This window comes from Nitrosopumilus oxyclinae, from assembly GCF_013407165.1.
GTDB classification, from domain to species: Archaea; Thermoproteota; Nitrososphaeria; order Nitrososphaerales; family Nitrosopumilaceae; genus Nitrosopumilus; species Nitrosopumilus oxyclinae.
Genome location: NZ_CP026994.1, coordinates 1,416,350 through 1,428,895 on the forward strand (window position 1 = coordinate 1,416,350; position 12,546 = coordinate 1,428,895).

The following is a 12,546-nucleotide window of genomic DNA, read 5'->3' on the forward strand; positions in this document are numbered from 1 at the left end:
CGATCAATATTCAAAATATGAGTAAAAAAAGAGTGGCAATTATTGGGGTTACAGGTTCTGTGGGTCAGGAATTTGTTCAGTCATTAAATAACCATCCATGGTTTGAAGTTACTCAAATTGCAGCATCCTCACGTTCAGCAGGAAAAAAATATCTGGATTCAATTAAAGATGCAAGTGGAATTATAGCATGGGATGTGGGTGGAGAAATCCCAGAACATATCAAAGAAATGACAGTAAAATCAGTTGATGAGTTAGATATTTCTCAATTAGATTTAGTATTTTCAGCAGTAGAATCAGAGGCAGCCAGAGCTATAGAAACTAAGATGGCTGCAGATTTACCAGTTATCTCTACAAGTTCTGCTTATAGATATGAAGATGATGTACCAATCTTAATCCCAGGAATTAATGATGAGCAAACAGAATTACTTGAAACTCAAAAAAAGAATAGGAATTGGAAAGGTTGGGTAGCTCCATTACCAAATTGTACTACAACGGGTTTAGCAATTACATTAAAACCATTACTTGAAAAATATGGAGCAAAAAAAGTTATGATGACTTCAATGCAAGCAATATCCGGAGGTGGAAAATCTGGGGTATCAGCAATGGGGATTACTGATAACATCATTCCATATATTCCAAAAGAAGAAGGTAAAGTAAGATTAGAAACAAGGAAAATATTAGGCAAGCTAATAGATGGAAAAATTGAAGATGCAGATATCCGAATTAGTTGTACTTGTACAAGAGTTCCTGTAATTGATGGACATACAGAATCAGTTTTTGTAGAAACTACAGAAAAAATTGATCCTACAAAAGCAAAAGAAACCTATGATCAATGTAACAAAGACATTTCAGTAGCTGGTTTACCATCTGCTCCTGAAAAATACTATGCATTTCATGAAGACCCAACTAGACCTCAACCAAGAATGGAAAGAAATGTTGGAGATGGAATGACTACAACTATCGGAAGAGTTGAAACTGAAGAATTATTTGATAACGGTTTGAAATACATGTTATTTTCTCACAATAAAAAAATGGGTTCAGCAAAGGGAGCAGTTTTGTTGGCAGAAATGTTATACAAAAAAGGTAAGATTTAGAGAATTTATTGCAATTTTTACAATAATAACTTTATAAGATCCAGAAAACTAGATCGACTCAGGTGTTTTAGACGGCAAAAGTAGATGACTTAGATTTACAAATTTTATCAGAATTATCCAATGACGCCTCAATTTCAGTTCCCCGTTTATCAAAAAAAATTAATGTTAATTCATCTGTAGTGTATTCAAGAATCAAGCGATTAGTTAAGAGAAAACTGATTGAACGTTTTACCATTGTTGTTAATGATGAAGAATTGGGTTACAGTGTTAAAGCATTAACTGGAATCAATATGGATACAAAAAAACGAGATCATATAATTGAGGAATTATTCAAAATAGACGGAGTCAGAGAAGTTGCAGAAGTTACAGGTAGATTTGACATTCTAGTTACAATGTATTCAAAATCATTAGATCAAATGCATAAAATGGTCTCTGAGCGAATTGGCAGAATTGAAGGAATTCAGTCATCTGAATCGTTTATTGAAATGAAATCACGAATGAAAGCAATGCCATATATGCCATCAAAGGACAGTGACTAATATTGCAAAAGCAAAAATCCGAATCCAGAGTAGCAGTATATTATGAATTAACAAAGCCAAAAATTTGGTATTTACTAGTTTTTACAGCATTTGGTGCAGCATTAACAGCTTCCAATATTTACGACATAGAAATATCTCCTGCAACATGGCTACTAATGTTATTTTCAGTTGCAGCTGGTTCAGCAGCAGCAAATACTTTGACAAATTATCATGATAGAGATATCGATGCCATTATGGAAAGAACAAAAGACAGACCTCTACCATCAAAAAGAATCTACCCTGCAGTAAAGGCAAGGAATTTTGGATTAGCATTAGCAGGCATCTCTCTAGTTCTAGCATTTGGAATTTCTTTTACAACGACATTAGAACAAGGAACATGGGCAACTGCTTTCATTGCATTTGGATTAGTAAATAACATCATAATTTACTCATATGTTTTAAAACGAAATTCTAGGACTAACATTATTTTAGGTGGATTATGTGGAGGTTCACCTCCAATGATTGGATGGGTAGCAGTAAGTATGTCAGATTTATGGACAATGGGTCTTGCCATGGCAGGTTTAGTGTTCATTTGGATTCCAATGCATATTTGGGCACTCACTTTACATTTTAAAGAAGATTATAACAAAGTCAATGTTCCAATGTTGACTGCAGTACAATCAGAAAAAACTTCTGCAAGGGCTATTGCAATTTCAACAGTCGTAATGGTATTATTTTCAATTGCCCCATTTTTCATTACAACTCAAAGCGGTGAAGAAATGGTTGGAGCAGTATATCTATGGACTGCAATTGCATCAGGTGCATTAATGGTAGGATTATCAATATGGGTCATAGTCAAACCAATGGAAAAAGCAGCCTGGACATTGTTTAAATTCTCTAGTCCATACTTGGCAGTATTGTTTATTGCACTAATGGTTGATTCTGCATTATAAAATACTCCCTTCATCATCTAAGCTATTTAATTCTTTAGTGATTTCAGAATGATTTTCTACCAGATTTTTGAGATCATTTTTTAATTCTTCAGAATTCCATTCAGATGAAATTAGAGATGTCAATTTTGCAACAATCTTCCACTGAATATTGTTTTGATCATCAATTAATTTTAAAAATTGTTCTCCTTTTTCTTGATCATTCATAATTTTTTGACATTTTACAATCATAAAAAGTTAGCATTGGTAATTACATAATTTCAAAGTTTTATTAGTAAATAATATGTATTTTTTTTAAATGCAATGCAGTATATCAGAATGCAAAGAAAAAGCTATAGAAACTGTAAAAATTAGTTTTAGAGAAACAAGAAATCTATGTAAAATACATTACAAATTATTTGAAAATAAGGACAAAAAACACAACCCAATATTTTCCAAGGCATCAGATGTTTAGTACTCAGTTATTTTTACATGATAAAATTATTGAAAGATTTAACATCTACTATTTTCAAAGTACAATATGGCAGCCAAGAAAATGAGTAAGCCTAAGAAAATTAGTAAACCTAAGAAGACAGTAAAAAAAACTGTCTCTAAACCTAAAAAACAAGTTTCAAATTCATTAAAAAAACCAGAATTTGAAAAAGCTTGGAAAGACTACAATTCTGCTTTGAGCGGTTGGAAAGATTCACTTGCACAATGGCAAAAAGCCACAAATGAAACTTTGATGACATATCATGATGCATGTCAAAAAGCATTAGAATCAGATGCAGAATTATTGAAAAAAGTTAGTTCAAGTTGGGAAAATACTTGGGAAGAAATTGGACCTGAATATATCAAACAACAAACAAAGATGATGGAAAATATCTTTAAAGAAACTAACATTGAATCAATTAAAAAATTTAATATTCAATGGGAAAAATTTCTAAAATCCTCTGGTGATGATTCGATTATAGCATATCAAGAGGCAATCAAGAAATTCAATCAGGCGTGGCAATCAGGACAAATGTAATTATTTCCAAGTTAACAAAACAAGTTTTTATTTTTTCATTTTAGTTATTCTGAAGACTTTACATCCACATACTGAGCAAATTCCTTTAATTGCAGGTCTACCATTTTTCATGATGGTCTTTTTTGGATTTTTAATAATTCTTTTTGTTTTACACCTAACACAATAAGCTTCTTGACTAGAAGATTTAGGAGTTTTAATTGTAATATTTTTTGAATTACCAAGTTTATTTTCTATATCATCAAGTTTCTTTTTTTGTTTTCGTAAAGTTGGAATAATTTTATGTTCGACATCTATTGCCTCTAATTTTTTAATTTCTTTTTCTAATTTCTTAACTTTTGATAATTGTTCAGGAGTAGCTTCTTCTTCCTCTGGTTCGGAGAATTTTTGATTTGATAGAATGTTTTCCAAATCATCTATTTGTTGTTGAAGATCATTTACTTGTGATAATTGTTCAGGAGTAGCTTCTTCTTCCTCTGGTTCGGAGAATTTTTGATTTGATAGAATGTTTTCCAAATCATCTATTTGTTGTTGAAGATCATTTACTTGTGATAATTGTTCAGGAGTAGCTTCTTCTTCCTCTGGTTCAGTTACAGGTTCTGGTTGTAATTCTAACTCTTGAGGAAGTTCTTCTGTAGATTCTTTTGGTAATGAACCTCTAGGACTAGAAGGTGGTTCTGGTTCAGTTATTGGTTCTGGTTGTAATTCTAACTCTTGAGGAAGTTCTTCTGTAGATTCTTTTGGTAATGAACCTCTAGGACTAGAAGGTGGTTCTGGTTCAGTTATTGGTTCTGGTTGTAATTCTAACTCTTGAGGAAGTTCTTCTGTAGATTCTTTTGGTAATGAACCTCTAGGACTAGAAGGTGGTTCTGGTTCAGTTATTGGTTCTGGTTGTAATTCTAACTCTTGAGGAAGTTCTTCTGTAGATTCTTTTGGTAATGAACCTCTAGGACTAGAAGGTGGTTCTGGTTCAGTTATTGGTTCTGGTTGTAATTCTAACTCTTGAGGAAGTTCTTCTGTAGATTCTTTTGGTAATGAACCTCTAGGACTAGAAGGTGGTTCTGGTTCAGTTATTGGTTCTGGTTGTAATTCTAACTCTTGAGGAAGTTCTTCTGCAAATGAAGATTCTGGTAAATCACCTAGGTAATCTAATTTCACTTTATTTTCATCTATTCTTAGATAAGGACTACCCCCAATTGAAAAAGTTCGAAGTTTGTTACCAGGTTTCCAAGAATTTTTTCCACTGTAAATTGTAATGTATACAAATCCATTTTTTATGTCAGATGCAATTGTTAATCGATCTACAGGTTTACCTCTAGTTATGCCACTATCGGTATCTTGATGTTGTGTAGCTATCGAAATTAAATGCTCAGAATCATAGCTTACTTCTGAAATTAAGTAATCAGCCCATTTCTTCATTACAAAAAATAATGATTAGTTTCTACTAATTAAGCAATGATTTTTGGAATATTAAAAAAAATGAATTTCCAAAATTTGAATAAAATCAGGAAAATGTATGAAAATAGGCATAAAAAATAGGGTTATAATCAGCAGAGTATAACTGAAATTAATGGAAATTTCTATCGAACCCTGGAAAAAATTGATTATTCACGAGGTAATTGAATACAAATTTGAGGATTGGGTAAAGCAGATAGCATTTAGTACACGATCATCAGGAGGGGGAATTCCTACAATGCAATGGACAAATGGAGTTGTTTTCTCTCCAGCAAATTTTCCAACAACCAATTCCACAGTTGATGAACAATTGAAAGGAACGCTACATTGGTCATCTGTATCATTTGCAATTAAAGAGAAATTTGAGAAACAAATTGTTAAAGAAAATGCCACAATAAATTTAGTAGATGTTAGTGTGAATGAAATTTTTAAAGAATTGGCTACTAGTTTAAAATCACAATCAAAATATGCCAATTCAGAATCTAATACGGCCCAATGAATATTGATGAAACAATAGAAAAATGTGAGATCTCTTTAAAACAAATTAAACAATATGATCCTGATCCATTTTATGTAAATTATTTTTTTGATCAGTACATTAGTTTAAGAGAGAAAATAATAGCAGGGATTTTTGAAGAAGCCGACAGAGATTTTGGATTATTTTTAACTGGATTAATCACTGAAGAAAGTTTTCATCAAAAAGCAAAATCAAAAAATGATGAAAATGCAATTAAATTTTCAAAATGGTTTAGAACAAAATATGTTGAAGAACATAAGAATCCATATCCAAATTTTATGAGCAAAATATGTAATTTTAGAAAAAAATTTGAAAAATTACCAAATGTAAAAATTATGATTAGAGCATCAGATAGATACAAAGATGATATTAATCTAGAAATTAAAGTTCCTTTAAGTAATGAAAAATTACGTTCTAAAGAAGAATTAGATATTGAAATAAAAAGACAAATACCAGTTTTTTTAGAAGTTATTAATCATAAAAGACGTGAAAAAAATGAGCCTAAAGTTGAAAATAATCAGATAGTTGCTTCCACATTTTTAGATATTGAAGATCATAAAAATATTGAAGTTGTTTATGCATCTGAAATTTACATACCAGTGATGAAACGGCTAGTTGAAGAAGCAAGGATGAAAATTAAAGAATTGATTAGGAATAATTGAAAATTTATTCAGATAAACCAAAAATTGAATGTTCAGATTTTATTTTGACTATTGGAAGATATGAGTAGCCATGATCAAAATTATCAGAAAATTCTGGATCCTGACCCTGATTACCCTGGTATTTGACAAAATGCTTGGTAGGTTCTGAATCTAATTCAACGTAATTGAAATTATAGTATACTTCATCCATTTCAAGCGAAGTAATGTATCCCATTACCCAAGATTTGTTGTGGGGCAATGCAAAAAGCGTAAGATTTTGTTCATCTGGAAATTCTGGATCATATGTTAATCGGGCTAAACTTCCTAAATCTTTAACTTGTATTGGGTGAAATTGATCAGATATTTTCTTTGATTTTACAGGCAAAGATGAAATCTTAGATTCCATATGAACGATAGGCGCATAGTTAGAATTAGTTTTTGTAGATTCAACAATATCACAAATTTCTTTTCCAGAATCAACTTGGTATGAAACATATCTTCCTGATTTTAAAATTGGTGTATAAAAAATCAACAATGTATTTGCAAGAGTCAAACTACTTGAAATAATTCTAGTACCATCTAATTCTTGGGAATATACTCGTTTAGGATATTCTTGCAATGCACATGTAAATCTCGCTAAATCATCAAAACTAGATAATTCTACATAGTATTCATTCTGAGTAATGGACATCAAAAAATTATGAAATAATCATGGTTTTATTCTTTCCACATTATGAGAATTTTTTGTTTGTAATTTTTTTCTATCAAAAAATTCCATAATAAAATGAAAAAGAATAAGCTTGCCAAAAACAATCATGGAAATTAAAGACAGAACATATTCTTCTAAATGAAACAAATATCCAGTAACGCCTATTGCAGTCATGATTTCTAATCCAGTACAAGTACAAAAAAAGAGAAATTTTTCTCTCAATTCAACAATTTATTGGGATTTTGGCCACATTGAAGCCCAAGTTTCAGCAAATTTTTTCATCATTTCGCCGTAAACATTCATCTGTTCTAAACCAGATGAGCTAAGAGTCTTTTGCCAATTTTCAGCAAATTGTTTGAAAGTGGATGCATTAGTGTCATTAAGGGCCTTTTGCCAATTTTCACTAAATTCTTTGAAAGAATTCATTCCAACATCATTGAGAGCTTTTTGCCAATTTTCTCCAAATAATTTCATGGTTTCAGCACTTGATTCAACATTTGCTTTATCCCAAACACCATTGAATTTGGTTTGCATGTCTTTACTTGCAGTTTGAATTTGCTCAAATAGAGATTTCCAATTTTCAAGTGATTTTGTATATTCTTGCCATAATGAATCCCATTCATTATTTTTTGGTTGATCTGACATTAACTAAAGATATTGTTCATTATTCTTAAGTGGATCTATGAGAATATAGGTTATTTTTGGCGATGTTTTATTCTAGTATCCATTCGGATTTTACCTTCTTCAAATTTTATCCTATCATCATCTGTTTTTAGTGATAATTTAGGAACATGTGTGGGTTTTCCATTTTTATCAAGTGCTACAAATGTTACAAAAGCAGTTCCAGTAACAGTTCGAATTCCAGTCACAATATCTTCAGCTTCAGCTCTAACTTCTATTTCCATTGATGAATTATGAACATAATTTATCCTAGCATTTAATGTTAGAACATTGCCAACAAAAACAGGTTTTAAAAAATTCACACTATCCATAGATACAGTAACTGCATTTGATTGACAATGACGTTGAGCAACAATTCCTGCTACCATGTCGATATGTTTTAGAATTTCACCTCCAAAGACATTTCCAGCTGGATTTGCATCTGAAGGAAACATTCTAACAATTACTTCAGCATGAGATTCTGAAGGGCTTTTTTCTCGCATATTGGAGCTTTCTGATGACATTTTTTATCTTATTATGATTCTCAATTTAATTTAATCAGTTGATTTTAGTTATTTGAAATATTTTTCGAGTTTAATTTTATCAATTTTCGGGATTTTTGCTAACTCAAATCCCTCTGGACGCTTAGATAAGGATCTAGTAGCATCAATACCCATTTTGGCAGTTTGCAATTTTTGTTGATTGCTTGATGGATCCAAACTGGAACCACGAACATTTTTGAGGATAACTAGATCTTTGTCAGCTTGAAATCTTGTAGCCATAGCATATTCTACAGATTCAGCATTATTGGGATCAATATCTTCATCAACTACAGTGACTTGTTTTAATGAACGATGTGATTCAAATGTTTTTTTAATAATTTTTTTGGGATCTGAGTCATTTTTCTTTTTAATTTGCACTACTGCATGTAACCAGTTACATCCACCATTAGTCATAGAAACTTGTTTTGTTTGAGAGAATGATTTTTTCAATTCTCCATTTAATTTTGATTCAATTGGCATTCCCATCAACAATCTATGTTCTGAATATCCAGATAAAACATCATGGAAAATTGGATTATTTCTAAAATAGAGATTTTCAAGTTCAAAAACAGGTTGAGATCTTTTATGATCATATGTCTGAAGCATTTCAACCATCCATTCTGGATGTGTTTTATCACGAAGAATTTTTCCTTCCATAACAAATTCAGAACCAGAAGGAACATTCAATCCAGTAAAAGGAAGTTTTGCTAAAGTTAATTTTCCACCTAAAAGAGAATTAGCAATATCGATTTCATCCTTTCCCCAATCAGCTTGATATGCACCAGCAATAGAAATTGCAGGATGCACCCCTACAGTTATGGCAATTTTAAGATCTTCACCATGTTCTTTAGCATCAGTAAAACATCGATGAAGATGACGACCTTCAACCATCCTAATAGAAAAATGAGTTTTATCAATTGGCATCATTCTGTGAAATGAAGAATTTTGTTTGCCAGTTTCAGGATTTTTAGCATATGCTACAGAGGATGTGATAAATGGACCAGATTCCTTTTCAAAATGAGTAACTATAGGCATGGAAAGTAGGTTTTTTGACTTGTTTTCCATAAATTTTCCAGATGAAACAATTTTAGGTTTTTTTGCTTTTTTAATTGCAGAAATTACTTTTTCATGAATATTATTTTCTGTGCCATTAACGGCAATTGCAAATCGCTTTCTAGTTCCAACTAAATTTGCTATCAATCTAAAATTACTTTCTTTTATTTTTTCAAACAATACAGCATTTGATCCATCAACCTTAGCAGTGATTCCAGCAATTTCATATTTTGTTGACACAGGAGATTTTACAGTTTTGAGTTCATTGATTTTTTTAATTTGTGAAATGTAGCTTCTTAAATCACTCATTCTCAATCATCTCCATAATCTCAGACATTAAGGCTTTTGCCGTATCTGATTCTAAAGGTTTTTGAATAAAAGCAGAAACTAAAGCAATCCCTCTCATTCTAGTACTAATTCTTTCAGAAACAAGTTTTAAAAAAAGAGATTCAGATCTGGATGGAATAATAGTAGTTGTAATTGGTGTTGGTCCTGTTGCTAATGAAACTACCATGGATCCCAATTTGTTTGATCCTTCAGTAACTGAAATAAAATAACCATTTTCGAATTTTTGAATTTGTAAAGAAAAACTACGACTCCCCAAACTTACCATTTTATGGAAAAATCCATTTGGAGAGGTCAACGAGCTATGAACAAATCTTATGCTTTTATTGCTATTGTTTCACTTTTCTGGGAAGCAACAACTTCAGGGTTCTTTTTGCAATTCTTCTCATGCTTGTCTGGATAAACAAAGAGTTTTTCACAGTGTGTACATGGAGTTTTTTCCTTACTTTTTGCTTTAGCTTTGGATTTTGTTGTTTTTGCTTTAGCTGTTTTAGCTTTAGATTTTGCTTTAACAGTTACTTCTACAACTTCTGATTCAATTTCAGTAGCTGCTGCAGCTTCCATAGAATCAGCCTCAACTCTTGCTCGCAATTTTGCTTTGTATTTCAAATTACGTGGTTTTGTTCTTAATCTATATCCACAACATGGACACCAAAGTCCTTCCCATTTGATGAAAATTTCACAAATCTGGCATCGACGTTGTCCAGAAGCATATCTTCCAGTGCCAACAGGCTTTTGAGCCTTATATCTAACACAAATTCCTTTACAAGTCATCTTGGTAATATTGTATAGAATTCATAACTATATAAGCATGGATCGATAAATTTCATATAAAATATTAAAATTTCTTGTAAATATTTTAGATTAATGGTCGATCAAAATTATTATTTTCAAATAAAAACACAAAATTAACAATAAATATGTATAGCTGATTTTGATATCATGTTTTTTGAAATAATAATATGTGTCAATATAGGTGTTTGACAAAAAATTTCATTTTTTTATAAAAAAATAGTGAAAATTTATAATATTATCATACTTTCATCGTCATTAAACCATGAAAAAAGTAGAAATTTCATATAAAATCAAATTTTTCTCAAAAAATATCAAAATTACTAACCTGTAATAGATAATGGAAGAATTGAATGTCGATATCCTTCTCGCTGAGAAATATATTTTGCTGAGAGCATATCTCGTTTTCCCCGCTGATTAAAATTTTTAATTTTCATACTTGTTTTTCTTTCATCTATAAATTCCAATTCAAATGATGAACAATATTTTAGATTAAGCATTTTTACAATTTGTTTGGCAACAAGCATATTTCCATCGCCAATTTTCAGAATTTTTCTTTTAGCTCGAAGACCACTTAAAATTCCAATAATATGGTAGACCAATTCCTCAATTGAATTATGAACTGATCTCTCAATTTCTATGCCATAATAAAATATGGATAAACCAATTCGCTGACCAGGATCAACTCCTAAAACTAGATTTTCTTCTTCAAAACTGAGATTAAGTTTTTGCATCATTACACCTCTAAGAACAGTAGGATGGTGTTCAAGAACATCTTCATGAAGTAAAATCTTTTCACATTTTTTAGGAGATTCCATTTGAGTTGTAAGAATTAAATTTCCAGAATAGAACTCTATTTCTTCAGGTAGTATAGAATCAAAACATAGATTGAGACGTTTCAGATAAGTTGAAAATCTATAGTATGGTTTACCATAGGTAGTAGCAATTCCAATACGTGAATTCTGTAAGGGATCGATGATTGATGAAATGAAATATTAGATTTAGGTTTATGCTTTCAAAACTGTTGACACTACATGTTTGACTGCTTCATCAAAATTTGCATCAATTTTTGACTGCATTTCAGATAATTTTGCTTCACCCTCTTGAGCAATTTTTGTGGATTCCGCAGTTGCTTTATCTTTAGAAGTATTGATAATGACTTCAGCCTCTTTAGTGGCCATTTCACGAGTTTTTTCTAACAAATTATCAATTTCAGATAGAGCCTTTACAGATAGTTGTTTTTTCATATCCCCTACCTTACTATTTAGAGAATCTAGATCATCTTCTAAGGCATTTAATGATTTGATAATTCCTGTGACTTTGGATTCAGCCATACTACTCATTATGTACTAAATCTGATAATCCATTACTTAAATCATTCATTTTCAGGCACAAGAATATGGCATTCTAAGATTATCCAGTTGTTAAAAGCAAGATAGCTCGAGCAAGATCGCCTTCAGCCTCTTCTAAAGCATTTTTGGCTTTTTCTTCATCAACACCAGCTTGTTGACTTACAAGCTGAATATCCTCTTCGGAGTAAATTGGAACTTCTAATTCCCTTTCTTCATAACTATCAGCAGTTACTGTAAAAATTGAATTGTCTTTTGCTTTCATTTCAGTAACAGCAGGCTTTGAAATAATGATTTCTTTTTTATCAGTTTTAATTATAACTTCTTGAACATTAGATAATTCATTCATATCCAAACCCATCTTATCCATCATTCTTCGCATTTCGCGGTTTCCTCCTCCTCGCATCATGATGTTATTTCCTCATTACGACTTTTTAAACTATCTCTGATCTTTATGGCCACTCCTCTATCAAAATCAGAAATCATATCAGATGCCAATAGTGCCCTTCCTACGGCTATTACCTTATTTTTGAATAATACAGGAGTGTCTGCAGATATTTGGACATTTTTTCCACATGATACAACATGCTTACAAAATACAGATCTGCCCTGCTCAACAAAAGGGGCAGCATCAGAATTTATCTCAATACAATTTTCTTTAAATTTTTTATTTTTCAGTAACATTTGAGCAAAATGAATACTAATTGCAAGACTTCCATCAATTCTCAAAGTACATAGAAATTTCCCTTTATGAGAAACGGTTCTAATTCTACCAGTCTTTCTAGAAAAAGTCATTTCAATATCTTTTGGTAATAATTTTGATGTGCCATTTCCAAATAATGCATCAAGAGAATGCTGGAGTTTAACGATATGATCCAATACTCATAGTAGAATTTTTTCTAAATATTAGTTCAG

Annotated in this window: 20 protein-coding genes; 7 read left to right on the top strand and 13 right to left on the bottom strand. The window is 31.3% G+C overall.

The features are described 5' to 3' along the window. The first annotated feature begins 17 nt into the window (after positions 1–17). The 3 genes from asd to cyoE all read left to right on the top strand — a co-directional run bounded on the left by asd (position 18) and on the right by cyoE (position 2,565). Entirely contained in the window at positions 18–1,094 is a 1,077-nt protein-coding gene (gene asd, locus C5F49_RS08505; protein WP_179362547.1) for an aspartate-semialdehyde dehydrogenase, read from the top strand. A 179-nt stretch (positions 1,095–1,273) separates the two neighbouring features. Continuing rightward, on the top strand, positions 1,274–1,633 hold the full coding sequence (locus C5F49_RS08510; RefSeq protein WP_425489622.1) for an Lrp/AsnC family transcriptional regulator: 360 nt from the start codon (positions 1,274–1,276) through the stop codon (positions 1,631–1,633). Between the two features lie 2 nt (positions 1,634–1,635). Continuing rightward, complete coding sequence (cyoE, locus tag C5F49_RS08515; protein ID WP_179362548.1) at positions 1,636–2,565, top strand: heme o synthase; 930 nt, start codon at positions 1,636–1,638, stop codon at positions 2,563–2,565. Here the strand turns inward: cyoE and C5F49_RS08520 are convergent. After that, complete coding sequence (locus C5F49_RS08520; RefSeq protein WP_179362549.1) at positions 2,560–2,769, bottom strand: hypothetical protein; 210 nt, start codon at positions 2,767–2,769, stop codon at positions 2,560–2,562. The genes cyoE and C5F49_RS08520 overlap by 6 nt on opposite strands. Before the next feature lie 91 nt (positions 2,770–2,860). Here C5F49_RS08520 and C5F49_RS08525 point away from each other — a divergent pair, with 91 nt between their 5' ends. After that, entirely contained in the window at positions 2,861–3,016 is a 156-nt protein-coding gene (locus tag C5F49_RS08525) for a hypothetical protein (protein WP_179362550.1), read from the top strand. Between the two features lie 66 nt (positions 3,017–3,082). After that, positions 3,083–3,571: a hypothetical protein gene (locus C5F49_RS08530; protein ID WP_179362551.1), complete on the top strand. Its 489-nt coding sequence runs from the start codon at positions 3,083–3,085 to the stop codon at positions 3,569–3,571. A 27-nt stretch (positions 3,572–3,598) separates the two neighbouring features. Here the strand turns inward: C5F49_RS08530 and C5F49_RS08535 are convergent, their stop codons facing one another. Further along, on the bottom strand, positions 3,599–4,987 hold the full coding sequence (locus tag C5F49_RS08535) for a DUF5679 domain-containing protein (protein WP_179362552.1): 1,389 nt from the start codon (positions 4,985–4,987) through the stop codon (positions 3,599–3,601). Between the two features lie 151 nt (positions 4,988–5,138). On the opposite strand from C5F49_RS08535, the gene C5F49_RS08540 reads away from it, so the two are divergent. Both C5F49_RS08540 and C5F49_RS08545 read left to right on the top strand, forming a co-directional pair. Further along, the gene (locus C5F49_RS08540) at positions 5,139–5,522 is read left to right on the top strand and encodes a hypothetical protein (protein WP_179362553.1); all 384 of its coding nucleotides are present in this window, start codon (positions 5,139–5,141) and stop codon (positions 5,520–5,522) included. Further along, positions 5,519–6,202 carry a hypothetical protein gene (locus C5F49_RS08545; RefSeq protein ID WP_179362554.1) on the top strand — a complete coding sequence of 228 codons (684 nt, stop codon included), beginning with the start codon at positions 5,519–5,521 and terminating at the stop codon, positions 6,200–6,202. The genes C5F49_RS08540 and C5F49_RS08545 overlap by 4 nt, the downstream gene beginning before the upstream one ends. A gap of 4 nt (positions 6,203–6,206) precedes the next feature. On the opposite strand, the gene C5F49_RS08550 is transcribed toward C5F49_RS08545, so the two are convergent. The 11 genes from C5F49_RS08550 to C5F49_RS08600 all read right to left on the bottom strand — a co-directional run bounded on the left by C5F49_RS08550 (position 6,207) and on the right by C5F49_RS08600 (position 12,510). Then, complete coding sequence (locus C5F49_RS08550) at positions 6,207–6,872, bottom strand: hypothetical protein (RefSeq protein ID WP_179362555.1); 666 nt, start codon at positions 6,870–6,872, stop codon at positions 6,207–6,209. Positions 6,873–6,890: 18 nt separating this feature from the next. Next, on the bottom strand, positions 6,891–7,064 hold the full coding sequence (locus tag C5F49_RS08555) for a hypothetical protein (RefSeq protein ID WP_246275330.1): 174 nt from the start codon (positions 7,062–7,064) through the stop codon (positions 6,891–6,893). Between the two features lie 57 nt (positions 7,065–7,121). Continuing rightward, complete coding sequence (locus C5F49_RS08560) at positions 7,122–7,535, bottom strand: hypothetical protein (protein WP_179362557.1); 414 nt, start codon at positions 7,533–7,535, stop codon at positions 7,122–7,124. A gap of 50 nt (positions 7,536–7,585) precedes the next feature. Continuing rightward, positions 7,586–8,074 carry an acyl-CoA thioesterase gene (locus C5F49_RS08565; RefSeq protein WP_179362558.1) on the bottom strand — a complete coding sequence of 163 codons (489 nt, stop codon included), beginning with the start codon at positions 8,072–8,074 and terminating at the stop codon, positions 7,586–7,588. A 48-nt stretch (positions 8,075–8,122) separates the two neighbouring features. After that, positions 8,123–9,454, bottom strand: coding sequence for a UbiD family decarboxylase (locus C5F49_RS08570; protein WP_179362559.1), 1,332 nt, complete (start codon positions 9,452–9,454; stop codon positions 8,123–8,125). Further along, a complete protein-coding gene (locus tag C5F49_RS08575; protein ID WP_179362560.1) occupies positions 9,447–9,788 on the bottom strand; it encodes a proteasome assembly chaperone 4 in 342 nt (113 codons plus the stop codon). The genes C5F49_RS08570 and C5F49_RS08575 overlap by 8 nt, the downstream gene beginning before the upstream one ends. Before the next feature lie 17 nt (positions 9,789–9,805). Further along, the gene (locus C5F49_RS08580; protein WP_179362561.1) at positions 9,806–10,264 is read right to left on the bottom strand and encodes a hypothetical protein; all 459 of its coding nucleotides are present in this window, start codon (positions 10,262–10,264) and stop codon (positions 9,806–9,808) included. A 341-nt stretch (positions 10,265–10,605) separates the two neighbouring features. Next, entirely contained in the window at positions 10,606–11,100 is a 495-nt protein-coding gene (locus C5F49_RS08585) for a hypothetical protein (RefSeq protein ID WP_246275331.1), read from the bottom strand. Positions 11,101–11,289: 189 nt separating this feature from the next. Next, positions 11,290–11,616 (bottom strand): hypothetical protein, encoded by a 327-nt coding sequence (locus C5F49_RS08590; protein ID WP_179362562.1) that lies wholly within the window; start codon positions 11,614–11,616, stop codon positions 11,290–11,292. 79 nt (positions 11,617–11,695) lie between these two features. Further along, positions 11,696–12,037, bottom strand: a complete 342-nt coding sequence (locus tag C5F49_RS08595) for a nascent polypeptide-associated complex protein (protein ID WP_425489653.1) — start codon at positions 12,035–12,037, stop codon at positions 11,696–11,698. Next, the gene (locus C5F49_RS08600) at positions 12,037–12,510 is read right to left on the bottom strand and encodes a PUA domain-containing protein (RefSeq protein ID WP_179362564.1); all 474 of its coding nucleotides are present in this window, start codon (positions 12,508–12,510) and stop codon (positions 12,037–12,039) included. The genes C5F49_RS08595 and C5F49_RS08600 overlap by 1 nt, the downstream gene beginning before the upstream one ends. Positions 12,511–12,546: the final 36 nt, after the last annotated feature.